Below are 25091 nucleotides of genomic sequence, written 5' to 3'. Positions count from 1 at the left end.
GCTGGTCAGGTATTTCACTGGTTACAGGTAGTGCTTCAACTTCTTCACCTAAGCCTTGCTGCACTGCCAAAATAACTTGATCTAAAGCCTCTACGGCATCAGTTTCTGGCTCAGCGATAAAACGTAGAGTTTGGCCACGCTTACAACCTAATGCTAAAAGACGAGTTAAACTTTTGGCAGAAACAAAGCTACCATCGTCTACTGCAACTTGGATATCGCCTTGAAAGGTTTTTGTAAGATTGACAAGGTGCGTGGCTGGTCGGGCATGTAAGCCGTGTGCATTTGCCAGTACTACTGAACGTTGAGGCCAGTCCGGAACAACGTCAGCTCCAATAATTTTTGCAATTTCGTTTGGAGTTTGAGTTTTATCTAGCTCGGCAACTTGCTCAGGGTTAAATAAAATATCAATTAAACGATTAAATCTTTCATTATCGAGTTGGTCATTGGCTGCTATACAAACGAGGGTGTTCAGCTTTTTACCATTTAGCTCTAAAGCCTGTGATGGTTTAGTAATGCTAATAGCTGGTTGCTGAACAAAGTGATTGCTAGAAATGGACCAGATTTGATCTTGCAGTTGAATGGCTTGTTCTGGATCAAGTGAACTTAGAAAACCACATTTTACAAAATTATGTTTTTTGAGTGTTTGAGAAGCTGCCCAAAATAAATCTTCGATATCTTGTGCGTCGATTTCGGTTTGAATAAGATTTTCATGAAGCGCTAAAGATAATGGCTGAGCTTGTAGTAATTCGATAATCTGCTCAGGTTTAGAAGCATTCTTTACTTGTTCACTGACGTCATGCATTAATGCACGAGTAAGAATTTGCAAAACTTGCAAATGTTCATCAGATTTTGCTGCAATCACTACAGCTAAATAAATTTTATTTTCTCCATCCCAGATCACACCTTCGGGGAAATGGGCTAAGCGAATCCCTGTTTTTAAAATATATTCACGTGATTGAGGAGTACCGTGAGGAATGGCAATGCCTTGGCCTAAATAAGTCGCGCTTTGTTGTTCACGATTGATGAGTCCCGTTATATATTCAGGCGTAACTAACCCATCTTTTTCTAATATATCTACTAGACACTTTAATGCATGTGTTTTATCAACAGCATGTTGATTCATATGAATATGTTGAGGCTCTAGTGCTAGCATAATTATCCTTGAACAATTTCTTTGGCTTTAGCTAAAACAGAAAAAAAGAAGCTGTTTGCATTAAACAAGTAAATATACCTGTTTTTTGACAACAGCTTCAGATGAATTACCTTAGCAGAACTTTAACGGTATATCGACGCATTTAAGTAAAAAGCTGTTCGTTTTTAATACAAAAAAACCTCTAAGCCGGATTACTGACTTAGAGGCAAAAATAAAAGCAGTGATTAATGTTTAATTTCTTGTTCTAAAATAGACCAAAGTTTTTGATGTGATTTTTTAAATAACAGCATATGGCCAATTGATTTATAGCCTAAATCTTTTGGGCTAAGCTCAATCATTTTTTTATTTGCATTTGGATATAAACTTAATAATTCTTGTACGTTACGTTTGGTTGCAATCTCATCATCATCAGCCCAAATAGCAGTAATTGGACATTGAATATCTGAATGAAAATCATGAAAAATCGTCTTGCCTATGGTGTTTTTTACATATCCGGGACGGCTACAAAACTCTCGCCATTGTTGAGCAACTTTTTTAGGTAGGTTTTCTCCCATACCAATGAATTGAGTTGCTCCATAACCTTTAACAAGACTAGAAATAGGGAAGATAAGATTAAACATAACTGGCGCTAAAACCTTGGTTTTTCCTTTAAGGCCTTTAATATGTCCAGTTGAACCTGCAACCGTTATCACTTTTGCGACTTTATTATAGTTAGGTACGACTCCTAGTAGTTGTCCGCCAGCACTATGTCCAATAAGAATAACTTGATTTGCTTTCGTTTTTATTAATAAAGCATCAATTGCAGCAGGAATATCAAGTGTTCCCCAGTCGGTAATACTTGCGGTACTTTGTTTTAAAGCTCCATGTAGGGATTCGCCAATACCACGGAAGTCAAAACTCAATACATCATAGCCTTGTTGGCTTAACCACGTTGCGAAAGAGTGATAAAAGTTTTTAGTTATACCTGTTGCTGGACAAATCAGGATAGGGTATTCAGCTTTCTTTTCTTGAGCAGGATAAAATTGAGCTGCAAGCTGATAACCATCTTTACAGGTAATCCAAAAAGATTCAAAAGTCTTATCCATAGATTTAAAGTTAATTGGCTAATCATTTACCTTAATGTACATGAGTTCTGAAAAGGCACTTGATTAATATGTGACTATAAAGTCAAGATTTATGTTATATAGCTCATCAAATCTTAATAAAACGAATAATGGAAATTATGGATTTATCAAAAGCTGTACAGCTGGCTATTGTCTTTAGTGGCGTCTTTTTATGGATAGGAATGTTAACTGGGGTATGGAAATATTGGCAAATACGCCGTTCCGAATTAAGCCGCGCACATTATTATGTAGATATTGCACATAGAAGCAGTTTGCTTTATGCAGCAGCCACACTTATTCTGGCTGTATTGAGCTATTTCACGATTTTAAATGAAGATATTGCTTTATGGTGTGTATTGGCAAATATACTGTTTTTTAGTTTCTCAATTTTAGTTTATATCATCCACGGATTTTTGCAGGATACGACCAATCAGTTTAAACAACCTCATAGGTTAGGGCATTTTAGTTTACCTACATGGTTGATGACGTTTATGATGTTCGCTTTAATTATTACTGAGCTATTAGCAACTGCTATTTTAGTGATGGGGACAATTTTATTGTTTTTAAGCAAATAAAAATGGATGATCGCTCATCCATTTTTAGAATTCTTATTTCTGTTGACTAAGTCGTCTTTTAGCTAATTTTCGCATTTTGTGGTCGACAAAGGCCCATACACAAAATACAAAAGAAACAACCATGGCATACATAAAGTATTCGGGTTTCAGATTCCCTTTAATCATACCTTGAAACAGTAAAGTCAGCATAAGAGCAAGCGTCGTTACTCCATAAACAACTGAATCTTTGCTGTTCAGAGTGTTAATGAAGACTTGTTTGTTGAAATGTAATGATAACATCTCCATCCCTCCTTGTGGTTGCGCTAAAACCGAATGTTTTAGTCAAGAATAAGTTTAATGTTGTACTTGTATTTTTAGCTTAATTCAATAGTCAATAGAAAATTTTTTGAACAGTTTTATAAAAACTTCTATGTTTATAAATGGTTAAGGTATTAAAAAAGTAAATATTAAACATTTTTGTATAAAATAATTACTTTTTTAGAAAAGAGAAATTATTTAAATGAAAAGTGTAATAATTTCTCTGTTCTTTAAATTTGCTTTAGCTACTTTGTTTTTTTAAAAAAACATCAATAGCGTGTTGAGCAATTTCAGCATCTTCAAAAGATTGAACACCTGAAACACCAATCGCGCCTAAAATCTGGCCTTCATAAATAATCGCTTTTCCGCCTTCTAGCATACCTTGAGCACTTGGCATACTCAAGAAACCAAGGCGACCATTTTGAAGAAGTTCTTCGTAAAATTTTGAAGGACGACCGCTCATTGATGAGCATTTAGCTTTTTCTAAGCAAAGATGCGTGGTGAGAGGAGAAGCGCCATCTAGACGTTTCATAAGTAATAAAGAGCTTGTTTCATCAACAATGGCTATACTGACTTTAAAGTTGTGTTCAATTGCATATTTCTGAGCTTCTTCCATTAAAAACTCAGCATCTGCTAATGTTAAATAATATTTACTTTTCATTTATGCTCTTCTCTCCTGAGTAAGCTAAAAATTATTTTAGTGTAATATTACAGTAAAAATTAATTATATCTATAGTTGAATTGTCACTAAATGCTGATGTTAGAAATAAAATGCTGGTTGGGTAAACGCAGCATTTTATTCAATATATAAAATCATGTTTGGGTAAAACTCGATTTCAAAAAAACATCAGATTAAATGCTTTTATGTTTAACTTTGTCGATAAGAGTAGTCACTACAAGAACAACTAAAGATGGGATCAACCATGCCAAGTTTTGTTCATTTAACGGTAAGTGTTGAAGGAAATTAGGGAGGTAATCACCAAAGCCTGCAACCTTAAGCCCGTCAATAATTCCGAAAATTAAAGCAATGCTTGTTACTGAACCGACAATAAAAGATGGTTTATGCCAAAATTTCCAGAAGAAACTGAGCATAATAACTACAATTGCAGGCGGATAAATTGCACTCAAGACAGGTACTGATACGGCAATTAGCTTAGTCAATCCAAGGTTGGAAATAATGAAAGAGAAACCAACTAAGATGAAAACTAAAAGCTTATATGGCAACTTAGTAAGCTGAGCGAAATATTCAGCACATGCACAAGTTAAGCCAATTGCAGTAACCATACATGCTAAGAAAATGAGACCTGTTAAGAAGAGTGAACCCATGTTCCCAAAAGCATGTTGAACATATGCATGTAGGATTACAGCACCATTTGCTGCATTAGGAGCGACTTCATGGCTACCCAAACCTAATTTAAATAAGCTTAAGTAAACTAGAGTAAGCCCTACACCAGAAATAAGGCTGGCAATAATTGCATACTTGGTTACTAGCTTGTTATCAGTAACACCACGCGAATAGATCGCTTGAATAATGACGATACCAAATACTAAGGCACCTAAAGTATCCATGGTGAGATAACCATTTACGAAACCTTCTGAAACAGGAGAGTTAACGTAATGATTAATTGGAGCAGGAACATAACCCGCAGGAATCATAACCGCTGCAATACCTAAAATTGCTAAAGCGATAATTTTCAGAGGAGCTAGAACATGTCCAACTGTGTCTAAAAGCTTGTTCGGATATAAAGAAACGACAGTTACAAATGCGAAGTAAATTGCACTGTAAATTAAAAGGCTACTGCTAGACGTTCCAAAATAAGATGAGAAACCAATTTCATAAGAAACTGTTGCGGTGCGTGGTGTAGCAAATAAAGGGCCAACTGATAGATAACAAACTACAGTTAAGATCAGACTTGCGATACGACCTAGCGGTGAACTAATAATTTCGATGGAACCCTGCATACGAGAGAGGGCCATAATGGTAATTACAGGTAAGCCAACGGCAGTAATCAAAAAACCTATGGCAGCTAGCCATACATGATCACCAGCTTGTTGAGCGACAATGGGAGGAAAGATAATATTACCAGCCCCAATAAAGAGGGCAAAGGTCATAAAACCTAAGGCAATAATATCTCCGGTACGAAGCTGTTGCATAAATTAAATTTAACAAAAAAGAAAGAATTTTAGAGCAAAAGAGATCATGATCAAGCGCTATTTTATGTGAAAAAGCTTTTTTTTAGGCCGTATCAATTATCCAGAGATACTAAAAATATCAACTGGTTAAGTTATCTACTTGAAAACTCATTGAAAGAAATAAAGAAAACATTTTTTAGGTCTGACTTTTTAAAGAAATTGTGTAAAAATGAAAATATAAATTTCTATTATGAATGTTGAATATTTGGACATTTAAAGCTTTCCGCCTATCCTATATCCATTCTACAATATTCTAAATTAACTAACATTTTTGTAGGCGTGATAAAAGCAGTGCCTACGAGGATAAAATTGAATGAGAGCTTCTACTGTTACAATTAAAACTGAACAAGATCTAGAAAAATTAAGAGTTTCTGGGCGTTTGGCTGCACAAGTTTTAGAAATGATAGGGGAGTATGTCAAGCCAGGTGTAACAACTGAATATTTAGACAATATTTGTAATGATTACATCGTAAATACTTTAAAAGTTATACCGGCTAATGTGGGTTATCATGGATTCACAAAAACAATATGTACTTCAGTCAATGAAGTGGTATGTCACGGTATCCCTTCTCAAAATAAAATTTTAAAAGATGGCGATATTATTAATATTGATGTAGCAATTATTAAAGATGGCTATTTTGGTGATACGAGCCGTATGTACTATGTCGGTAACGTAAATCCACATGCTAAAAAATTAGTTGAAACTACTTATGAAGCAATGGTCGCTGGTATACATGTAGTTAAACCAGGGGCGACTTTAGGGGATATTGGTTACGCTATTCAATCGGTCGCTCATCGCGAAGGATATAGCATTGTTCGTGAATATTGCGGGCATGGCATTGGTAAAGTTTATCATGAACAACCTAATATTCTGCATTATGGACAACGCGGCCAAGGTCTTGTTTTGAAAAAAGGGATGGTCTTTACAATTGAACCTATGATTAATGCAGGCAAACCTCAGGTAAAAGAGTTAAATGACGGCTGGACCGTAATTACTCAAGATCATTCGTTATCTGCTCAATGGGAACATATGGTTGCTGTTACAGATACAGGGTTTGAATTATTAACGCCGTGGCCCGAAGGTGTGGGAAATTATCCAGAAATTTAATATGCATAAAAAAGTTCGATAATCTATCGAACTTTTTTATGTCGCTTTCATTTATGGATGTTCTGAAAGATGTTCCACTAAATAATCAATAAATACACGTACAGCTGGCAGTAAACCTCTTCGTGACGGATAAACAGCATGGAATATACCGTGGGCTGCTTTCCAATCTGGCAAGATTTGCACAAGCTGACCTGATTTTACAAAATCCTCGGCTGCTGTGTCAGGTAATAAGGCAATACCACAATTTTGACTTGCAAGTTGGGCAAGCATATAAATATTTGTTCCCATGATAGTTGGGCTAACTTTCACTTTCTTCAGTTGGTTGTCTGGACCATGCAATATAAATTGTTGATCTAAATGCTCTTCAGACAAGCTTAAAATACGATGATCACTTAACTCATCAGGTGACTTAATATTACCAAACTCATTTAAATAAGCTTGGCTTGCAAAGAGACTTTGTTCTATTAGCGCAAACTGTCTTAGTACTAGACTAGGGTCATCATCTAGTTTAGATCTGACCCGTAGAGCAATATCAATTCCTTCATTAATCACATCAACGCGTCGATTACTTACAATAAGTTGTAATCGAATTTCAGGATATTTTTTTAAAAATGCTGGCAAAATTTTGGGTAGCTGGTTTTGTGCTATATCTACAGGAACGCTTACTTTGACTACACCTCTTGGTTGAATACTTAAGTGATCAACCAAATCATGAGCTGCTTGTGCGGCATTCATCATGACTTGGGCGTGTCTATAAATATCCATACCAATATCGGTAACTGCAAAATGACGAGAACTGCGCTGAATTAAGCGAACCCCTAAATTTTCCTCTAAGTTATAAACACGACGACTTAATTTTGATTTTGGAATATCCGTAACACGTTCGGCGGCACTAAATCCACCATGCTCAACAACAAGGGCAAAACAATAAAAATCATCAAGATCTGTGAGCATTAAAATATCCTATTTATGCAACACTAAAGATTTTACATTATTTTTGCAACGATAAAGTTTGATTTTAATTTTTTGTAAAAAGCTTATTAATAAACCTTAAAAGAGATGGTTAAATGAATTGAAATTTCATTGTAATTACATTTAAATTATTTTGTAATTTAATCTCTTAAATTAATAGGCAAATATGGCGCTTATAAGCTAATTCTCCTAAAATATATTTTTCTCGATTTTTTAAATAATATGTCTTACCAGTTAGTTGAATTAGAGAACGCAACCGCTAATATTATTTGCCCGATTTGTAAGCTTGCCATTATTGATTGGACACAAGAGCAATATGTTCAACCTTGTGAACATACAGTATTTATTGCAATGGACTTAGGATTTGAATTTGTTGCTGACCGTTTTGAAGAAGTTATGAATCAAAACGTAGATGAGTTACATGAAGATCCGAACATGAATATTTTTGATGCGATAACTACTACACCCTATAAAAATTTAACTATTTTAAAAGCAGATCTTGGTGTAGATGGGCTATTTCGTTATGTCGGTATAAGTGATTGTTAAATTTATAAGTATAAAAAAGCCAATCTTTCGATTGGCTTTTTTATTATTAAGCTTCTGGAGCTGCGCTGTATTGTTCGATTAATGGTTTTAATTCGCCATTTTGGAACATTTCAAGCATGATATCGCTACCACCAATAAGCTCGCCGTTTACCCATAATTGTGGGAAAGTAGGCCAGTTTGCAATTTTTGGTAAAGTTGCACGAATATCAGGGTTTTCTAAGATGTTCACATATGCAAATGGACGACCAATTTGACTGAGCGCCTCTACTGCACGTGCAGAGAAACCACATTGTGGAAACTGTGGAGTGCCTTTCATGTAAAGTAAAACGGGATGCTTCGCAATTTGATCGCGAATTAACGCTTCAGTATCACGTGCTTGTTCAGTCATAAATAGATCCTCAACTAATCTTGCAGCATTATAGGGGGTGTTCACATCGCTTTGCAAACCGCCTTGTTGCTTAAAGTTGCACAGAATATTCAATATTTTATTGTATAAACCGAAGCGATAGCAAAAAGCAGACGAAATTTTAGATAAATGAATGATGAGACTTTTCATCAGTGCAAGTTTTTGTTTATATAATCCCTTCTTAAAACCTCATACAGACAGAGTTCGTGATGACTGATATTACCCTAGCTCCAGTACAACCTGATCAACCAACACATTTAATGGCTACTTATGGTCGCCAAGCGATCAGTTTTGTTCGAGGCCGAGGGGCGTATCTTTATACACAAGATGGTACAGAATATTTAGATGCACTCACTGGTATTGCTGTATGTGGTTTAGGGCATGCTCATCCAGCTATTACAGAAGCCATTGCAGAGCAAGCAGCTTCACTCGTGCATACGAGCAATTTATTTGAAATTCCTTGGCAAACTGCGGCTGCTCAAAAGCTTGCTGAAGTTTCAGGTATGGAAGAAATTTTCTTTTCAAACAGTGGCGCCGAGTCAAATGAAGGGGCAATTAAAATTGCTCGTAAATTTGGTACTCAACAAGGTATAAGCTTGCCAAAGATTATTGTTGCTGAGCAGTCATTTCATGGTCGTACTTTGGCGACACTTTCAGCAACTGGTAACAAGAAAGTACAAGACGGTTTTGCACCTTTAGTGGAAGGCTTTATTCGAGTGCCATTTGGTGATATTGAAGCCATCCAAGAGGCTGCCTTACAGCATCCAGATATCGTTGCTATTTTAATTGAACCAATTCAAGGTGAAGGTGGTATTAATACTGCACCACAAGGATTTAGCTATTTAGAAGAAGTTCGCCAAATTTGTAACCAGCATAACTGGTTAATGATGCTAGATGAAATCCAAACTGGTAATGGCCGTACTGGTAAATACTTTGCGTATCAACATACAAATATTATTCCGGATGTTTTGACCACAGCAAAAGGTTTGGGTAACGGTTTTCCGGTGGGTGCTGTAATGACTCAAGGTAAAGCGGTAGGCTTGTTAGGTCCTGGCAGTCATGGTTCTACTTATGGCGGTACAGTATTGGGTTCTCGTGTGGTTTACACGGTAATTGATACGATCCAGAAGGAAAATGCAGTAGAGAATGCAGCAGTAGTGGGTAATTATATTGTTGACCAATTACGTGCTCAATTGTCGGATAAGAACGTGCAAGTACGTGGTTTCGGTATGATGATTGGTATCCAATTACCTAAAGATTGTGCTGAGCTCGTTGCGATTGCTCGTGATGAATACAAACTTATTATTAACGTTACGGCAGGTTCGGTGGTGCGTTTATTACCGCCAATTAACATGACACAAGCTCAAGCTGATATTTTGCTAGAGCGTTTAGTCGCATTAATTACGAATTATCTTTAAGTTTAAGGACAATAAAAATGGGCGTTAATCGCCCATTTTTATTTTTGTATTTAGCCTGAAATATATTGCTTTAATTGTTCAATCAAAACTTTCTGATCTTCCATAGCGGCTTTAACCAAATCACCAATTGAAATGAAACCAACCAATTTTCCATTATCTAATACAGGTAAGTGACGTAAATGACGATCGGTCATGAGCTGTAAACATTCTTCAACCGTATTATTTAAACCTACCGTAATCACTTTTGCTGTCATAATTTCAGCAACTGTAGTGCTATAAGATGAGCGCTCCATAAGCGTTACTTTTCGTGTGTAATCGCGTTCAGATAGGATTCCAACAACTTGTTCACCTTCTGCTACGACTAAAGCACCAATACCTTTTTCGGCCATAATCGTAATTGCTTCGAGGACAGTTGCTTCGGGTGAAATTGTAAAAATGGCTTGTTCAGATTTGTTCTTAATTACTTGTGCAACGATAGTCATTTCTTCTGTCCTGTTGTTTTATCATTTTGATTTAAATTAGCTCGATTTTTGAAAAATGCAAAGACTTGCTGGTCATTCAAATATAAGTTTTATGCTTAAGCGTTCAAAAAGCACGCTATCTTGGGTAGCTCAAAGAAACTTTAAGCTACCTGCCATTTTGGATGATTAAAAAAGAAATGATGCATTTGCTGTGTAGATAACTTCAACTTGCGATGAGATGAGTTAAATAAAGCAGGAGTGACTTTTAACCGTGTTAAAGTAGGTAATAAAGATTCATGAAAGTCTTTTGGGGTAATTTTTCTTGGCTTGTAATTAGGCCAATGAGTTTTGGCATATCGATGTGCTTGAACTCCATTTAGCCAGAACGGAAAAATAAAATCTTCCTGATCTGATTTAATGGCCCAGCCTTCATCAAATAGTCCCCACAGAACCCCGCAGTACATCATGGTTCTTAAAATATAAATCTTGATCATCAAGTCTTTAGAAACCGGTTGTAGATTACTTAAACTGTTCATTTTAAATTTAAAGGTTTTCAACTTGTCCTGCTTATTATAAGAGAACCACATGACATTTCAGTTTAAACAGGTGTCAAATCGTAAACAAATATTGATGAGTAGAAATATCTATACAAATAAATGCTGGATAAGGGATACTTTCTAATTCACGACTGAAGTGGCGAAGTAAAGCTTTAGGCAAATAGGTAATTTTGGTTTTGTATAGGTATAAAAAAAAGCCACCTGAGCAAGACAAAGCGACTAAAGCTTTGGTGAAGCGCAAGATGAACATAGTTATGGTTAATTTATATTGAATTTTTTACAGGTATAAAAAAACGCCACCTGAGCAAGACAAAGCGGCTAAAGCTTTGGCGAAGCGCAAGATAAATATAGTTATGGTTAATTTATATTGAACTTTTTATAGGTATAAAAAAAACGCCACCTAAGTGACGTTTCTTTATGCTTGCATTGTGGCTAGTTTCTGCCAGTATTGTGCTTTCATGGAATCACGTTCAACACGGAAACCTTGGTAGTATAGTTCTGCTAAGAACAAAGCAGCTTTACCGTGACCAGCACGAGCAACTTCTTCTAACTGTGCAACTGCATCTTGGAAATTCATTTGAGACTGAATTGTGTTAACCGCAGTTGCGTATACATGTTCTAAATCATGATGAGAGATACGTTGAATCATATAAAACTCCTTATTGTAATTATGATTACTTTTTCTAAAGGCTACTGCCTTTGAACTAATTTAACTTAGAATTGTTAAACTAATATTACAAATTAATGGATTTGTCAACTATTGAGAAGCATCAATTAGTTCACTATTAGGATACATGATTAAACATTATTCACAAATAATTTTGAGTAAAATCAATATGAGAATAAAAGACAAGGAGAATAACTATGACAAATACTATTGATGGCTTTGTTTTTGATAATCCTCCTAAAGAGGAGCAAATCATAGAACTTGCCCATTACCATCGTAAATTATTAGACGAAGCAATTTTCCATCAAGAAATACATTTAGGGGATTATTGTTTAGCACAAAGGAAACGGGTTTTCGACTATGCTCGTCAATTAGACCCTAATCAAAAAGCTTGGTTCTATCAAGTTTATGATGGTGAACTTAGAAAAATTGCAGATGAAGATGAATTGCACCCAGCAGATGCAGAAGAAGGTTTAAGTATTTTTGCTATGCTATTAGTATTAGTTATTATTGCTGCAATTTTATACTTCTCTGTAATTCGTTCCTTAATGGGCTAGCAATTGTCATCCAGTAAGGTTAAAGAATAATAGCCTTACTGGATTTTGACCTTGTGCTGAAGTGCATTGAACCCTACACTACATTCATTAGAGGTAGGTCATGCTCACATTCAAAGAAAATTTTCTTAAATTAAAGTCTGAGTTAAAGGCAGATCAATGTTTTAATCTGGTTGTGATTATTATCATTGGCTGTATTTTTATGCTGTCTTATTTGGCATTACTACGTCCTGTGAATTCAGAACAGTATCAACGAATTGTGCAACTTTCTCGACAGGCTACTTATCCAAGAACTCAAGATATGGCCGAGTTGATTATGGCTCAATCAGAAATTCATAGAGCAGAGTATTTAAAGTTAATGCATGCTTATCAGTTTGAACATGATCACATCAAGCAATATCCTGCATTAGCGCAAGAAGATACTCAATAAGTATTGTCTTTATTTCAAAAAGGTTTTGCACGCTATTGAAGCAGGCAAAAATTTGAATTTATGCTAAACTTTCCGTTTTTTAACACGCTGCTTTTCAAGGAATCGGCATGCAACAACAATCGAATATGCAAAATAAATTCTTGATAGATGCTGAGATCGGGGATGACGATGTCACATTGCCTAATTTACCTGCTATCGATGTTCCTATCGTTGAGTCACCTGTTAAGCAAGAAGTAAAAGCTGAAGAAGTTGTCGAGGCTGCACCTTCTACAGAACCTGAGCAACCAAAATCTGGTTTCTTTGGACGAATGAAAGAAGGCTTGAGCAAAACTCGTCGTAATTTCACCGATGGTATGGTTAATATCTTAATTGGTGGGAAAGAAATTGATGATGAGTTGCTTGAAGAAGTCGAAGAGCAATTATTAGTTGCAGATATTGGTGTTGATGCAACAAAAACGATTATTACCAACTTAACTGAACGTACTGCTCGTGGTGATTTGATCTATTCACATTCACTTTATAAAGCCTTGCAAGAAGAGTTAGTTGCTTTGCTTGCTCCACGTGTGAAGCCTTTGCATATTGACCCTAATAAATCACCTTATGTGATTTTAATGGTTGGGGTAAATGGTGTTGGAAAAACAACAACAATTGGTAAGTTGGCGAAGCGTTTACAAGGTGAAGGCAAAAAAGTGATGTTGGCGGCAGGTGATACATTCCGTGCTGCTGCTACTGAACAATTGCAAATCTGGGGTGAGCGTAACGATATTGCTGTAGTTGCTCAAGGTCATGGTGCCGATAGTGCATCAGTTATTTTTGATGCTTTTGAAAGTGCGCGAGCTAAAGGTATTGATGTACTGATTGCAGATACTGCGGGCCGTTTGCATAACAAAAGTAATTTGATGGAAGAGCTTAAGAAAGTTAAGCGTGTTATGCAAAAAATTGATGCAACAGCGCCTCATGAAATTATGTTGGTTGTAGATGCGGGTACTGGACAAAATGCAATCAACCAAGTACAAGAATTTGATCAGGCTGTCGGTTTAACAGGTATTACCATTACTAAGTTGGATGGTACAGCAAAAGGTGGAGTATTATTTAATATTGCTAGTCGTACTCATGTGCCAATTCGTTTCATTGGTGTGGGTGAAAAAATTGATGATTTAAGACCATTCTCGGCGAAATCGTTTGTTGCAGCACTATTTGAAACTGAAAAATAATTTTTAGCCAAGACTTAAAGAAAACCTCACAAAATAGTGAGGTTTTTTTATATCCATATCTTTTTTTATTGTTGCGAAAATAAAACGAACTGTCATATTTTTAATGCTGATTATAAGAAATGAGTTCCATAGACTATATTCATTCCCAAACAACGGCCCATGGTCAATTAAATAGGTAGGAAATAAAAAATGTCTACTTTCTTAGATAAAATTAAAAACCGTCGTACTATTTATGCAATTGGTAAAAATGTTGCATTAGATCGCACAAAAATTGAAGAAACTATTCGTGAAGCGGTTAAACATAGCCCATCAGCGTTCAACTCTCAATCTTCACGTGTTGTTACTCTTTATGGTGAATCACATGCTAAATTCTGGAATTTAGTTCGTGAAGCATTACGTAAAATTGTTCCTGCAGATGCCTTTGCCGGTACAAATGCAAAGATTGATAGCTTCGTTGCTGGTGTTGGTACAGTACTATTTTATGAAGATCAAGCTGTTGTTAAAAGCTTGCAAGAGCAATTTGAATTATATGCAGACAACTTCCCAGTTTGGTCTGAACATTCAAGTGCAATTGCTCAGTTTGCGACTTGGACTGCGCTTTCAGAACTTGGTTTAGGTGCATCATTACAGCATTATAACCCGATTGTTGATGCTGATGCTGCTGAAGCATTTGATGTTCCAGCAACTTGGAAATTACGTGCTCAACTTGTATTTGGTTCTGTTGAAGCACCAGCTGGTGAAAAAGCATTTATTAGCGATGAAGATCGTTTTAAAACATTCAACTAAATTGAGTGGATGAAAAGAGTACCTAGAGGGTACTCTTTTTTTATGCTTTTAAAATTAGTTAGAAATTAATGATCAATAAAATAGGTGTTTATTAGAATTCAAAAAAATATTTTAAAAGCTTGAGCGGCGGCTTTGTAAACAGAAGGTTGTCATAAAATCGTCATAATCATATTGCATATTGCTCATGTTTTTACAAACTATTAAATATTACAGAGACGTGAACAGATGACTTTAAGATTAAGTGTCGCTGCGATGGGTTTATTACTCAGCGGTTCAGTATTTTCAGCAGTTACAATTACAGCGCCAGAGGAAATCGTAATCCTTGCGGTGAATGGTCAGGAAGTCAACTCTGGATTATTCCGTTCTTCTAAAAATAATTATAAAGTCGATGCTGGTGAGACAAGCCTAAGTGTACGTTATCAAGAATATTTTGAGCATTTAAGTGGCGAACACGATATTGTTAAGTCAGGAGTGGTTACCATTCAAACTCCAGCGCTCAAAGATGGCCAAACTTATAAGCTTGCAATGGTAGATGCTCCAAAACAATTTGAACAAGCCAAAAAATATGCTGAGCAACCTACAGTGGCTTTATATAATTCAAATAATGAGTTAATTGTTCAACAAACTGGTGCCAATAATGAGGCAAGACCGTGGTTTGCATCGGGATTGCTAGGTAAGGTTACTGATTTCACGACTAAATCATCTAAACAACAACCTGATGCTGTGTATGCAGCTGCAAAACCTACCACGACTCAAGCTAATGCGCCTGTTGCAACAACTATGCCTGCTACTGGTGTAGCACAAACTAATGATCAGCGTTTGGCAGAAATTTGGAAAAAATCTTCTAAAGCAGAGCGTCAAAAGTTTATGGCTTGGTTAGCTGAGCAGTCGAATTAATTGCTATTCAAAATAAAGCCGATTTAATATCGGCTTTATTTTTAGAATATTTTAAATAGCCTAAGTATATTTATGATCAAATTAAATTTCCGTTTAGCAGAATTTAGTGACATCCCAACACTAGTAGAGTTGATTAATCAGTCATATAGAGAACAACAAGGTAGAAGCTGGACTACTGAAGTTGAATATGTAAAAGGGCAACGTATTAATAAAGAGCAATTGAAACATCAATTAGAATTACCTAATTCAGTATTATTAATTGGAGAAATACATTCTTCAAAAGTTGTTACATGTATTGGTCTTACATTTCAAAGTAATACAGTTGAGATAGGAACATTTTGTACAGATCCGCATGTTCAGAATATGAAAATAGGGCGTTCTGTTTTGGAGTATGCTGAACAATTTGCTTTACACAAAGTACCTGAATTGGACAGCGCAATTATGTATGTTTTAAATGTGCGTTCAGAGTTAATTGCTTATTATGAAAGACGCGGATATATAAAAACAGGTAATCATGAACCATATCCGCTTGACGCAAATGTTGGATTACCACTTATACCAATTAAACTAATCGAAATGAAAAAGGACCTCAAATGAGGTCCTTTTTGTTTAGGTTAGAAACCAGATGTAATAGCCTAAAAGCATGAGAGGCCAAGCTATCCATGGACTAAACAACCATTTCCATAACCAGAAGTGCGGCACAAAACCCACCCCATAAATGAAGCCTCCGGAAATACCCACCATCACCAGCATAAGCTGGCTATGATTGTAGTGTCCGTTTGCATCTAACATGAGGGAAGGATGCACCAGTAAAATTACAGCAAGCGGCAATGCCAACAGAAATGAAATGGCCATTGCGAATGCTTGAGCTTTTCGTTGATTTGATGCTGTCATTGCGGTTGCCATGATTTATTCCTCATCTAAATTTTGATGATGTTCGATATAAAGAGCGCTCAATACACCCGCGAAACATGCCATCAAAATTCCAAGAATCCATGCGAAATACCACATTTGCTTCTCCTTATTAGTACAGGCTATGCGAGTTTGACTCGATATGTTTATTAGTAATAACGCCCCACATTTTGTAATATGACCAACTGGTGTAGATCAAAATGATCGGAACGAATATGCATGCAGCAACAGTCATAACCCCTAAAGTACGATGACTTGATACGGCATCCCACATTGTTAAGCTAGAGTTTGGATTAACACTTGATGGTAATAAAAATGGGAAGAGTGCAAAACCGGCAGTTAAAATCGCACCTACAATCATTAAGCTTGTGCCAGCAAAACTTAAACCCGCTTTGGCTTTTGATGCTGTAAAGAAGGCAATAATTGCCCCTAAAATTGCCAGTACAGGAGCTACTTTCGTAATCGGATAGCTGCTGTAGTTATTCATCCAGCCTGGGTTGTTGTTTGTGACTACTTCTTTGGCTAAAGGGTTAAGTGCTGCGTTTGGATCAACTGCAGCAGCATAGCTATAACCTGGGACTTGACCGAAGTACAACCATGCCCCAATTACAAGGAAACAAACTAAAAATATGGCTGCCATAATTTGAGTTGCTTTAGCAGAGCGTTGTTTCAAGTCACCGTCTGTGCGTAGCATAAGCCAAGCACCGCCATGAGCACACAACATAGAAAGGCTGATAATACCGCAAACTAAAGCAAATGGGTTAAGAAGAGCAAAGAAGCTACCTGAATATTCCGAGCGTAATGTACTGTCTAAACTAAAAGGAATACCTAAGAATAAATTACCAAAGGCAACACCAAAAACAAGTGCTGGTACGGCACCACCAATACAAAGTCCCCAGTCCCAAGAGTTGCGCCATTGGGTATTTTCAAGTTTAGAACGATAATCAAAACCTACAGGACGTAAGAAGAGGGCAAATAGCACAAGTAATAAGGCCCAATACATTCCGGAAAATGCGACCGAGTATACCATTGGCCAAGCTGCAAATAGTGCACCACCAGCAGTGATAAACCAGACCTGATTACCATCCCAATGGGGTGCGATTGTATTAATAGCAGCACGGCGTTCGTTATCAGTTTTACCAACAAAAGGCATGAGTGCCATTGAGCCCATATCGAAACCATCGGTTAGGGCAAATCCAATGAGTAGGACTCCAACTAACACCCACCATATGATTTTTAGGAGTTCATATTCAATCATGATAAAGCCTCCCCATTAACAGCTGCTTTTGGCTCTTGTTTTTCAAAATGGTATTTACCAGTGTGAAGTGAGCTTGGACCTAAGCGAGCAAACTTAATCATTAAGTACATTTCAATAATCAAAAGTACGGTATAGAACACTGCTAGAGCGAGAATTGAGCCCCACACATCGCCCGTACTTAAACTTGAGGCTGATAAGTGCGTAGGTAAAATTTCACCAATAGACCACGGCTGACGGCCGCCCTCTGCTACATACCAACCAGTTTGTGCAGCAATCCACGGAAGTGGTAGGGCAAATAATGCATATTTAAGTAGCCAAGGTTTATTCTCAGCATTTCTTTTCGCTACTGCCCAAGTTGCTAAAATGAAAAGAAGCAGCATTAAGAAGCCAGAAGCAACCATTGCACGGAAAGAGAAAAACAGAGCTGTAACATTCGGAATAGTATCTTTTACCGCTGCTTGAATGTGCTGCTCGCTTGCATCGACTACATTCGGAGCATATTTCTTAAGAAGTAGACCATAGCCTAAGTCTTTTTGATTTTTCTCAAATGAAGCTAATAACTCTGGTGAGCGATCACCAGCACGTAATTTTTCAAGCTCAGCATAAGCAAGCATACCGTTACGAATACGAACTTCGTGCTGTTGCATTAAGTCTTTCAAACCAGTGACTTCTTTCGTAGTTGAACGAGTGGCGATGAGGCCTAATGCGTATGGAATTTTAACTGCATAATCTGTTCGCATTTCTTCATGGTTTGGTACACCAAACAAAGTAAACGGAGCAGGAGCAGGGTGAGTATCCCATTCGGCTTCAATTGCAGCGAGTTTAGTTTTTTGAACATCACCTAGTTCATAACCCGACTCGTCACCGAGTAAAATTACTGAAAGTGTAGAAGCAAGGCCAAAAATGGCAGCAATTGCAAATGAACGACGTGCGAAGGGAAGGTCACGTTTTTTGAGTAGATAGTAGCTTGAAATGGCGAGTACGAAAATCGCACCTGTTACATATCCGGCAGAAACAGTATGTACAAATTTAACCTGTGCAACCGGGTTGAAAATAAGTGCGCCGAAATCAACAAGCTCCATACGCATGGTTTCGAAGTTAAATGCTGCACCTACAGGGTTTTGCATCCAGCCATTCGCAACTAAAATCCAGAGCGCTGACATGTTAGAACCTAGGGCAACTAACCAAGTTACTCCTAGATGTTGAACTTTACTTAAGCGGTCCCATCCAAAAAAGAATAGACCGATAAATGTAGACTCAAGGAAGAATGCCATTAAGCCTTCAATTGCTAATGGCGCACCGAATATATCACCTACATAATGAGAGTAATATGCCCAGTTTGTTCCGAACTGGAACTCCATGGTTAAGCCTGTAGTTACGCCTAAGGCAAAGTTAATACCAAATAGTTTTCCCCAAAACTTAGTCATATCCTTGTAAATCTCTTTACCAGATATAACGTAAGTGGTTTCCATAATAGCCAGAATAAACGCAAGGCCTAGGGTCAAAGGTACGAAAAGAAAGTGATACATTGCGGTCATGGCAAATTGGAACCGCGAAAGATCAACCACGCTTTCAGAAATCATCAACGTGTCTCCTTAATGTGGGAAGAGTTATCGCCTGCAATATGCTCGGCGACCTGATTGTCAAAATTTTTGGGGATAGTGGGAGCGTCAAACCAAATATGTTTGATTGTTAAGAGAAGCGCGACTTTAATTATTAGAATAATTGCTATTTCTCTAATTAATCGGGAGTTAATATCTAGATTTTTAAGGCTCATAAAATAAACCTCGATACATATTAATTTCATTATTAATCAAAATATATTAAAAATAAACAATAAATATATTTTAAATAAAAACTTAATTATTTTTTTAATAAAAATCATGTGGTTAATAGACCTCTTGCGAAAGTAAAAACCACCTCAATCTAAATTTCATGAGATATCAGAAATTAAATCGTTTTTCAGATTCTGAATTCCAGCGCTTGGTTGGTGTACCTCGACCAGTTTTTAGTGAAATGATCGAAGTTTTAAAAGAAGTAGAATCACTTAAAAAGAAATCTGGGCGTCCTCATACTTTAGCTATAGAGGATCAATTATTATTAACACTCAATTACTTACGGAATTACAGCACTCAATTGGAGTTGGCTGCAAATTACCATATCGCTGAAAGTAATGTGAATCGAACCATTAAAAAGGTTGAAGATGCATTGATGAAATCAAGACGGTTTACTCTGCCAAAACGAAGCATTACCACAGCAGACGAACAGTTTAACTGGGTCATTATTGATGCGACAGAATGTTCAATAGAACGTCCGAAAAAAAAATCAGAGTAAGTTCTACAGTGGTAAAAAGAAGAAACATACGCTAAAAGCACAAGTGATCTATCATCCGAACAGCAAACAAATCATAGGGCTAGATATATCGAATGGCAGTCAGCATGACATTAAATTGGCAAGAAGAACGGTTAAAAAATTCAAACATTGTAAATATGTTATGACCGATTTAGGGTACTACGGATTAGAGCAAGATGGCTTTAAATTATTGATGCCAATAAAGAAAAAGAAGAATTTACCCTTATTTGATGTTGAGAAAAAGTACAATAAAATGATTGGAAAAATACGAGTTGTGATCGAACATATTAATAGTCAATTGAAAACATTTAGAATATTAAGTGAACGCTATCGAAATAGACGGAAAAGATTCGGTTTACGCATTAACTTAATCGCTGCACTGGTAAATCGGATGAACTTGCAATAACGACTTTCGCAAGAGGTCTAATAATTTAAATAATTATTGATAAAATATCTGACTAAAATAGTTTGAATTGATTATTAAATCCAACTAAAACACTTGTAAATAAAAATATTAAGTTGATTAAAATAGTTTGATTTATATTTAATTCTGATTAAAAAGGTTGGATATAATAAAGTACTTTTTATTTCTAACTAAAATGGTTGGTTTAATATTCAATTAAAATAACAGTAAAATAAAGGCAATAATTAAACCTTTTAAAAAGCAATTAAAGACGAGAAGAATTATTAATAATTAATCAGGCGCGAAAAGGTCATTCGAAACAGAAATTTTCTTGGCAACATAATGGCTTTTATGCACTTTGATAAGAATGACTTGTGAATATAGTTCTAACTCACCATACTCAGGTTCAACCTGGACATAGTGCAGTTGTCCGAACTCATCACGTACACGAGCTTGTGCTGAAAAACCAGGTCTTGCACTACCACTGGAAATAGTTGCTAGACGCCCTAAAAGGTTATAGTTGGTATGTGTAAGCTTGGGTTTAATGACTTGATCAAGGCAGTGAATCATAAATACGGTAAAGAAAATCGCGATGACCAGTGCAGGGATGATTAAGTAAAACGGCGTGATAAAGTAATGCTGTATAGCAAAGAAAGAAAGCTGTAAAAAATAACCGGCAAAACTGAAATTGATGAGTAAAAAAACAAAAATTAGAGCTTTAGAAAATTTAACATTGAGCAAAGGGGAATTGGTAAGCCAAACTGGCGCAATTTTTTTTAATAGCTGGCTTGGCCGTAAACCAACATACATACCAATAGTTTCTACCACGCTGAGCAATATCAAAGCTACAACACTTAAATGAAATGGCATAAGATAATAATTAAAAAAGAAATCAGCCATGGTAGAAACTCTAATTTTGATGATCTCAGTCTACGATATAAATACCGCCATCTGAATGCACCTTAATCTCAACTTTATTTAGAAACTCACCTAAACAAGGACCTGAAATACATTCACCAGTCTCCACGTTAAATAAAGCACCGTGGGTTGAGCATTGGATATATTCTTGGTCTTGATCTAGAAATTGGTTTTCTAGATATTCAAGTTCGGTTTGCAAATGTGGGCATAAATTCTGATAGGCGTAGAAAGAGCCATCACGCTGTGTAATGAAAATAGTAGTTCCTTGTAAAGTGTCAAAAGCTCTAGCTTCACGCTCAGGAACTTCTTCCGTCATACAGATCCTTTCCATTTCAAGCACATTCCTTCTGAAAATTTTCGAGAAGTTTAGCATAGTCATTAATGGCTAAACGAGGACCAAATTGAGACACGACTTCACTTGAAATTAAGATGGCTAACTGTGCAGCAGCAGTTAAATCTTCATGATGGTTTAATGCGTAGAGGAAGGCACCTGCAAAAGCATCACCCGCACCATTTGTATCTACAGCTTCAACATGACGGCCTGCGACGTGAAAATGGTGAGTTGGATTTGCAACTAAAGCACCTTTTGCACTTTGTGTAATCACAACGGTATGGTTTTTAAAACGTAATTGAGTAAGTGCATCTTCAACAGTAGTGGTATTGGTATACATTAAGGCTTCTTGTTCATTACAGAACAATAAATCCACACCATCATCCATAAGCTCTTCTAGGCCTTCACGAGCGTATTGAACCATTGCAGGATCTGATAAAGATAGGGCAATTTTAACGCCGTGAGCTTTTGCAATTTCTCTAGCTTGTTTTACCGCTTTACGTGCTGTTTCACTTGTAGAAAGATAGCCTTCAATATAAAGCCATTTTGCTGTTTTTAATGGTTCAAAATCGATTTGGTCTTGAGAGAGCTCAGCGGTAATACCTAAATAGGTATGCATAGTACGCTCAGAATCTGGACTAATGAGAACCATACAAGTACCGGTCACACCTTCACTGATGGACTTTGGTGTAGTCTGGATGCCTGCATCATTTAGCCCTTGCAGGTAAATTCCACCTAAATCATCATGACCAACGCGGCAACCATAAAATGCGCTACCACCTAATGCACTAAACGCTACAGTTGTATTTGCAGCAGAGCCGCCACTTGCTTGACCTTTGTAATCTTGAGTTTGTTTTAATTTTTCATAAAGGGCAGATTGTGTTTCACCATCAGACAACTGCATGGTGCCTTTTTGTAAGCCTTGCTGACTAAGAAAATCATCAGAAACTTTAAATTCTTGGTCGATTAATGCATTACCAATTGCAAAAAGATCTACAGTTGCCATATGTGTTGTCACAGAATAATAAAATCAGATCGATAAGTTTACACCATTGCTCATATTTGCTGTAGTTTGTTGAATAAAATTCAGGTTATTCAGCGGCTAGCAGAGTTTTATTGTTTGCCTAAGCAATTGAAATAATCTTTTTAATAAATATTATCAATTAATAATGATTCTTGCTAATATTTACAAATCTATACTGTTTCATTGAAACTTCGCCTGAAATTTTTCGTAGCGAACTTATATGAAGCGTTCAGTTTTATTTATTTCATCAGTTGGGGTTATGACAAGCCATGTATATGCTCTAGAAGCATATCAACAGGCGGTAACCAACCTTCCAATAATTTCAGTCAAAGCTGATAAGGAAATCAGTTTAAAACAAGAAGTGGGGCAAGCATCAAGTGCAACTAAAGGACTTATGCAATTAAAAGATGTCCCTCAAATTGTAAATGTTGTACCTAAACAAGTTTTAAGAGAACAGACAGTCACCTCTATGCAAGGTGCCTTGCAAAACGTTGCAGGTTTAAGCTTTAGTGTAGGAGATGGACAACGTGATCAGGTCATGATTCGTGGTTTCTCTGCAATCACTGATAACTATGTAGATGGTATTCGCGATGACGCATTGTATTTTCGCGATATGTCGAATGTAGAGCGGATCGAAGTTTTAAAAGGGCCTGCTTCGGTATTATATGGACGTGGTTCAGCAGGTGGTTTAGTTAACAAGATTAATAAAAAACCAATGGATCAATCTTTGCGTGAAGTGAGCCTGATTGGTAGTACAACAGGACAACGCCGCGCAGAAGTCGATGTAAATGAAAAAGTCGCAGAGAATGTTAAGGTTCGCCTAACTGGTGCAGTTGAAGATTCAGATGGTTATCGTGATCAGGCTTTTTTAAAACGTCAAGCGGTTGCTCCATCTGTACAGTGGGATATTACTGATAAAACCAAACTTTTACTTCAGGCCGACTATTTGCATGATAACCGTTTGGCAGATCAAGGTTTCCCAACAGACCCGATTACAGGTAAACCTGTTAAAACAAATCCTAAAACTTTTTATGGCGCTTTAAATGGTAAAGAGGTTGGGGATGTTGACACTGAAATCTCAAGCCAAACTATCAGCTTAGACCATGAGTTTAATGATAATTTTAAGTATCATGGTGCAGTTCGCCACTATAACTACTCACTTGATCGTCAATATAGTGTAGATTCACATCCAGCTGCTGATAAGTCAAAAATTACTTTAACCCAGAATAAACGCTTACGTAATGAAGATGGTGTGTATGTTCAACAAGAGTTGAGCGCTTTATTTAATACAGGTTTTTTAAAGCACAATACCTTAATTGGTGCTGAATATAGCAAGCAGCATAAAGATGAGATACTTTGGCAAGGTGCTAAAACAACCACTGATTTATATAATCCTAAATTAGAGTATTGGACGCCTATTAATACAGGAACTACAACTGCACGTAATAACAATAGCAATACTTTTGAAAACTACGGCGTGTATCTGCAAGACCTAATGACAGTGACAGATCAGCTTAAAGTTTTAGTGGGTTTACGTTATGACAATCTATCGCAAGATCGTGATGATAAAACGAGCACGAATTTAGATTTAAACCGTACTGACAATACTTATTCTCCACGAATTGGAGTGGTCTACCAGCCAGTAAACAACCTTTCACTCTATACTTCTTATAACCGCTCTTTCCAACCTTTGGCTGATTCATTTGTTTTTTATCAAAACAGTGATGACTTAAGGCCAACAAAAACTGAAAACTATGAAATCGGTGCAAAGTGGGATGTAAATGATCAGTTGAATGTAACCTTGGCTTTGTTTGAGATGAGCCAAACTAATATTCAAAACCAAGATCCAGCAAACCCAAATCAAGCATTGTTGGCAGGTGAGCAAAAAACCAAAGGTGTTGAGCTTTCATTAACAGGTCAGTTGACCGATCAATTGTCAGTATTGGCTGGTTATTCGTATATGGATGGTAAGATTGAAAAATCGACTATCGGATTTACAGGCAATCATTCTGCGCTCACGCCAAACAATACTGCTAACTTATGGTTAAAATATCAAATTAATGATCATTGGTATGCAGCTGTGGGTGGTCGTGGTGAATCATCACGTTTTAGTGCGCCAGACAACAAAAACGTTTTACCGGGATATGCAGTTGTAAATGCGGCGTTAGGTTATCAAAGTGAACGTTATGATGTGAACTTAAACTTAAATAACTTGTTTGATCGCGATTATTTTGTGTCAGGTCATAGTGGAGCAAATGATTCGAACATGATGGGCGATCCTTTAAATGCTCAAGTTGCACTTCGCTATCGTTTTTAATTAAAAAAACTCTAAAAAGCTCATCATTTCGATGAGCTTTTTTATTTGTCGTGTAGGATATAGATAGTATTAAAAGGTTTTGTTCTGATAGGATACAACGATGCGGGCTATGTGCTTGATATTAAAGCTATGGCTATGAAAACTAATACTTAACAAAAACATAGTGTTTTGCTTGGCTTTTATTCGCCATTCTCAAGCCGACTCAGGCTATAATGAGACTTATTCACTTATCCGATATG

General features: G+C 36.6%; 29 protein-coding genes and 1 pseudogene. 12 read left to right on the top strand and 18 right to left on the bottom strand.

Annotation, left to right across the window (positions count from 1 at the left end; genetic code table 11):
• Positions 1-30: 30 nt before the first annotated feature.
• Both fruB and EGT34_RS02570 read right to left on the bottom strand, forming a co-directional pair.
• A pseudogene (fruB, locus tag EGT34_RS21515) lies at positions 31-1153 on the bottom strand (fused PTS fructose transporter subunit IIA/HPr protein); the annotation flags it as partial.
• 224 nt (positions 1154-1377) lie between these two features.
• Positions 1378-2238, bottom strand: a complete 861-nt coding sequence (locus EGT34_RS02570; protein ID WP_000361725.1) for an alpha/beta fold hydrolase — start codon at positions 2236-2238, stop codon at positions 1378-1380.
• Positions 2239-2375: 137 nt separating this feature from the next.
• Here EGT34_RS02570 and EGT34_RS02565 point away from each other — a divergent pair, with 137 nt between their 5' ends.
• Positions 2376-2831 carry a hypothetical protein gene (locus tag EGT34_RS02565; protein ID WP_000365974.1) on the top strand — a complete coding sequence of 152 codons (456 nt, stop codon included), beginning with the start codon at positions 2376-2378 and terminating at the stop codon, positions 2829-2831.
• Positions 2832-2864: 33 nt separating this feature from the next.
• Here EGT34_RS02565 and EGT34_RS02560 read toward each other — a convergent pair whose 3' ends face one another.
• The 3 genes from EGT34_RS02560 to brnQ all read right to left on the bottom strand — a co-directional run bounded on the left by EGT34_RS02560 (position 2865) and on the right by brnQ (position 5282).
• Positions 2865-3110, bottom strand: coding sequence for a hypothetical protein (locus EGT34_RS02560; RefSeq protein WP_000949688.1), 246 nt, complete (start codon positions 3108-3110; stop codon positions 2865-2867).
• Between the two features lie 259 nt (positions 3111-3369).
• Positions 3370-3789, bottom strand: a complete 420-nt coding sequence (locus EGT34_RS02555; RefSeq protein ID WP_000838065.1) for a GlcG/HbpS family heme-binding protein — start codon at positions 3787-3789, stop codon at positions 3370-3372.
• Positions 3790-3980: 191 nt separating this feature from the next.
• Complete coding sequence (gene brnQ, locus EGT34_RS02550) at positions 3981-5282, bottom strand: branched-chain amino acid transport system II carrier protein (RefSeq protein ID WP_001186685.1); 1302 nt, start codon at positions 5280-5282, stop codon at positions 3981-3983.
• Positions 5283-5634: 352 nt separating this feature from the next.
• Here brnQ and map point away from each other — a divergent pair, with 352 nt between their 5' ends.
• The gene (gene map / locus EGT34_RS02545) at positions 5635-6429 is read left to right on the top strand and encodes a type I methionyl aminopeptidase (RefSeq protein ID WP_001202781.1); all 795 of its coding nucleotides are present in this window, start codon (positions 5635-5637) and stop codon (positions 6427-6429) included.
• 51 nt (positions 6430-6480) lie between these two features.
• On the opposite strand, the gene EGT34_RS02540 is transcribed toward map, so the two are convergent.
• Positions 6481-7383: a LysR family transcriptional regulator gene (locus EGT34_RS02540; protein WP_000954523.1), complete on the bottom strand. Its 903-nt coding sequence runs from the start codon at positions 7381-7383 to the stop codon at positions 6481-6483.
• A gap of 240 nt (positions 7384-7623) precedes the next feature.
• On the opposite strand from EGT34_RS02540, the gene EGT34_RS02535 reads away from it, so the two are divergent.
• Positions 7624-7947 carry a hypothetical protein gene (locus EGT34_RS02535; protein ID WP_000121841.1) on the top strand — a complete coding sequence of 108 codons (324 nt, stop codon included), beginning with the start codon at positions 7624-7626 and terminating at the stop codon, positions 7945-7947.
• Positions 7948-7993: 46 nt separating this feature from the next.
• Here EGT34_RS02535 and grxD read toward each other — a convergent pair whose 3' ends face one another.
• Positions 7994-8335, bottom strand: coding sequence for a Grx4 family monothiol glutaredoxin (gene grxD, locus EGT34_RS02530; protein ID WP_000138830.1), 342 nt, complete (start codon positions 8333-8335; stop codon positions 7994-7996).
• A gap of 227 nt (positions 8336-8562) precedes the next feature.
• Here grxD and EGT34_RS02525 point away from each other — a divergent pair, with 227 nt between their 5' ends.
• A complete protein-coding gene (locus EGT34_RS02525) occupies positions 8563-9771 on the top strand; it encodes an aspartate aminotransferase family protein (RefSeq protein WP_000129949.1) in 1209 nt (402 codons plus the stop codon).
• 50 nt (positions 9772-9821) lie between these two features.
• On the opposite strand, the gene EGT34_RS02520 is transcribed toward EGT34_RS02525, so the two are convergent.
• The 3 genes from EGT34_RS02520 to EGT34_RS02510 all read right to left on the bottom strand — a co-directional run bounded on the left by EGT34_RS02520 (position 9822) and on the right by EGT34_RS02510 (position 11438).
• Positions 9822-10253: a CBS domain-containing protein gene (locus EGT34_RS02520; RefSeq protein ID WP_000156920.1), complete on the bottom strand. Its 432-nt coding sequence runs from the start codon at positions 10251-10253 to the stop codon at positions 9822-9824.
• A 140-nt stretch (positions 10254-10393) separates the two neighbouring features.
• Positions 10394-10768, bottom strand: a complete 375-nt coding sequence (locus EGT34_RS02515) for a DUF2750 domain-containing protein (RefSeq protein ID WP_001087274.1) — start codon at positions 10766-10768, stop codon at positions 10394-10396.
• A 436-nt stretch (positions 10769-11204) separates the two neighbouring features.
• Positions 11205-11438, bottom strand: a complete 234-nt coding sequence (locus EGT34_RS02510; RefSeq protein WP_000616034.1) for a hypothetical protein — start codon at positions 11436-11438, stop codon at positions 11205-11207.
• Between the two features lie 215 nt (positions 11439-11653).
• Here EGT34_RS02510 and EGT34_RS02505 point away from each other — a divergent pair, with 215 nt between their 5' ends.
• The 6 genes from EGT34_RS02505 to EGT34_RS02480 all read left to right on the top strand — a co-directional run bounded on the left by EGT34_RS02505 (position 11654) and on the right by EGT34_RS02480 (position 15934).
• Positions 11654-12013 carry a hypothetical protein gene (locus tag EGT34_RS02505; RefSeq protein ID WP_000185571.1) on the top strand — a complete coding sequence of 120 codons (360 nt, stop codon included), beginning with the start codon at positions 11654-11656 and terminating at the stop codon, positions 12011-12013.
• A 100-nt stretch (positions 12014-12113) separates the two neighbouring features.
• The gene (locus tag EGT34_RS02500; protein ID WP_000955082.1) at positions 12114-12440 is read left to right on the top strand and encodes a hypothetical protein; all 327 of its coding nucleotides are present in this window, start codon (positions 12114-12116) and stop codon (positions 12438-12440) included.
• A gap of 107 nt (positions 12441-12547) precedes the next feature.
• On the top strand, positions 12548-13654 hold the full coding sequence (gene ftsY, locus EGT34_RS02495; protein WP_001187342.1) for a signal recognition particle-docking protein FtsY: 1107 nt from the start codon (positions 12548-12550) through the stop codon (positions 13652-13654).
• A gap of 189 nt (positions 13655-13843) precedes the next feature.
• Entirely contained in the window at positions 13844-14440 is a 597-nt protein-coding gene (locus EGT34_RS02490) for a nitroreductase family protein (RefSeq protein WP_000102943.1), read from the top strand.
• A 225-nt stretch (positions 14441-14665) separates the two neighbouring features.
• On the top strand, positions 14666-15337 hold the full coding sequence (locus EGT34_RS02485; RefSeq protein ID WP_000175347.1) for a DUF2057 domain-containing protein: 672 nt from the start codon (positions 14666-14668) through the stop codon (positions 15335-15337).
• Positions 15338-15409: 72 nt separating this feature from the next.
• Positions 15410-15934 carry a GNAT family N-acetyltransferase gene (locus EGT34_RS02480; RefSeq protein ID WP_000593798.1) on the top strand — a complete coding sequence of 175 codons (525 nt, stop codon included), beginning with the start codon at positions 15410-15412 and terminating at the stop codon, positions 15932-15934.
• Between the two features lie 12 nt (positions 15935-15946).
• Here the strand turns inward: EGT34_RS02480 and EGT34_RS02475 are convergent, their stop codons facing one another.
• From EGT34_RS02475 to cydP, 5 genes are read right to left on the bottom strand one after another with little or no spacing between them, the layout of a single operon-like run.
• Positions 15947-16246: a cyd operon YbgE family protein gene (locus tag EGT34_RS02475; RefSeq protein WP_085916945.1), complete on the bottom strand. Its 300-nt coding sequence runs from the start codon at positions 16244-16246 to the stop codon at positions 15947-15949.
• Positions 16247-16348 (bottom strand): cytochrome bd-I oxidase subunit CydX, encoded by a 102-nt coding sequence (gene cydX, locus EGT34_RS02470; protein ID WP_000270276.1) that lies wholly within the window; start codon positions 16346-16348, stop codon positions 16247-16249.
• Between the two features lie 13 nt (positions 16349-16361).
• Positions 16362-17507 (bottom strand): cytochrome d ubiquinol oxidase subunit II, encoded by a 1146-nt coding sequence (gene cydB, locus EGT34_RS02465; protein ID WP_000575161.1) that lies wholly within the window; start codon positions 17505-17507, stop codon positions 16362-16364.
• The gene (locus EGT34_RS02460) at positions 17504-19090 is read right to left on the bottom strand and encodes a cytochrome ubiquinol oxidase subunit I (RefSeq protein ID WP_000622649.1); all 1587 of its coding nucleotides are present in this window, start codon (positions 19088-19090) and stop codon (positions 17504-17506) included. Before EGT34_RS02460 ends, cydB begins: the two co-directional genes overlap by 4 nt.
• Positions 19090-19284: a cytochrome oxidase putative small subunit CydP gene (gene cydP, locus EGT34_RS02455; RefSeq protein WP_000053889.1), complete on the bottom strand. Its 195-nt coding sequence runs from the start codon at positions 19282-19284 to the stop codon at positions 19090-19092. The genes EGT34_RS02460 and cydP overlap by 1 nt, the downstream gene beginning before the upstream one ends.
• A 158-nt stretch (positions 19285-19442) precedes the next feature.
• On the opposite strand from cydP, the gene EGT34_RS02450 reads away from it, so the two are divergent.
• A protein-coding gene (locus tag EGT34_RS02450; protein ID WP_076611894.1) for an IS5-like element ISAba27 family transposase occupies positions 19443-20265 on the top strand; the annotation gives its coding sequence in 2 pieces (ribosomal slippage) (positions 19443-19823 and positions 19825-20265; 822 coding nt in all).
• Between the two features lie 288 nt (positions 20266-20553).
• On the opposite strand, the gene EGT34_RS02445 is transcribed toward EGT34_RS02450, so the two are convergent.
• Genes EGT34_RS02445 through EGT34_RS02435 form a run of 3 tightly spaced genes read right to left on the bottom strand, consistent with a single transcriptional unit; the run spans position 20554 to position 22517 of the window.
• A complete protein-coding gene (locus tag EGT34_RS02445; protein WP_000753036.1) occupies positions 20554-21162 on the bottom strand; it encodes an OB-fold-containig protein in 609 nt (202 codons plus the stop codon).
• A 25-nt stretch (positions 21163-21187) separates the two neighbouring features.
• The gene (locus EGT34_RS02440) at positions 21188-21496 is read right to left on the bottom strand and encodes a Rieske (2Fe-2S) protein (RefSeq protein WP_000134203.1); all 309 of its coding nucleotides are present in this window, start codon (positions 21494-21496) and stop codon (positions 21188-21190) included.
• A 16-nt stretch (positions 21497-21512) separates the two neighbouring features.
• Positions 21513-22517 carry an adenosine kinase gene (locus EGT34_RS02435; RefSeq protein WP_000246660.1) on the bottom strand — a complete coding sequence of 335 codons (1005 nt, stop codon included), beginning with the start codon at positions 22515-22517 and terminating at the stop codon, positions 21513-21515.
• A gap of 238 nt (positions 22518-22755) precedes the next feature.
• Here EGT34_RS02435 and EGT34_RS02430 point away from each other — a divergent pair, with 238 nt between their 5' ends.
• Positions 22756-24852: a TonB-dependent receptor gene (locus tag EGT34_RS02430; RefSeq protein WP_024437560.1), complete on the top strand. Its 2097-nt coding sequence runs from the start codon at positions 22756-22758 to the stop codon at positions 24850-24852.
• Positions 24853-25091 lie beyond the last annotated feature (239 nt).

Source organism: Acinetobacter sp. FDAARGOS_558 (genome assembly GCF_003937785.1).
In the GTDB taxonomy this organism is placed as follows: domain Bacteria; phylum Pseudomonadota; class Gammaproteobacteria; order Pseudomonadales; family Moraxellaceae; genus Acinetobacter; species Acinetobacter baumannii.
This window is presented reverse-complemented; position numbering and strand designations above follow the sequence as displayed.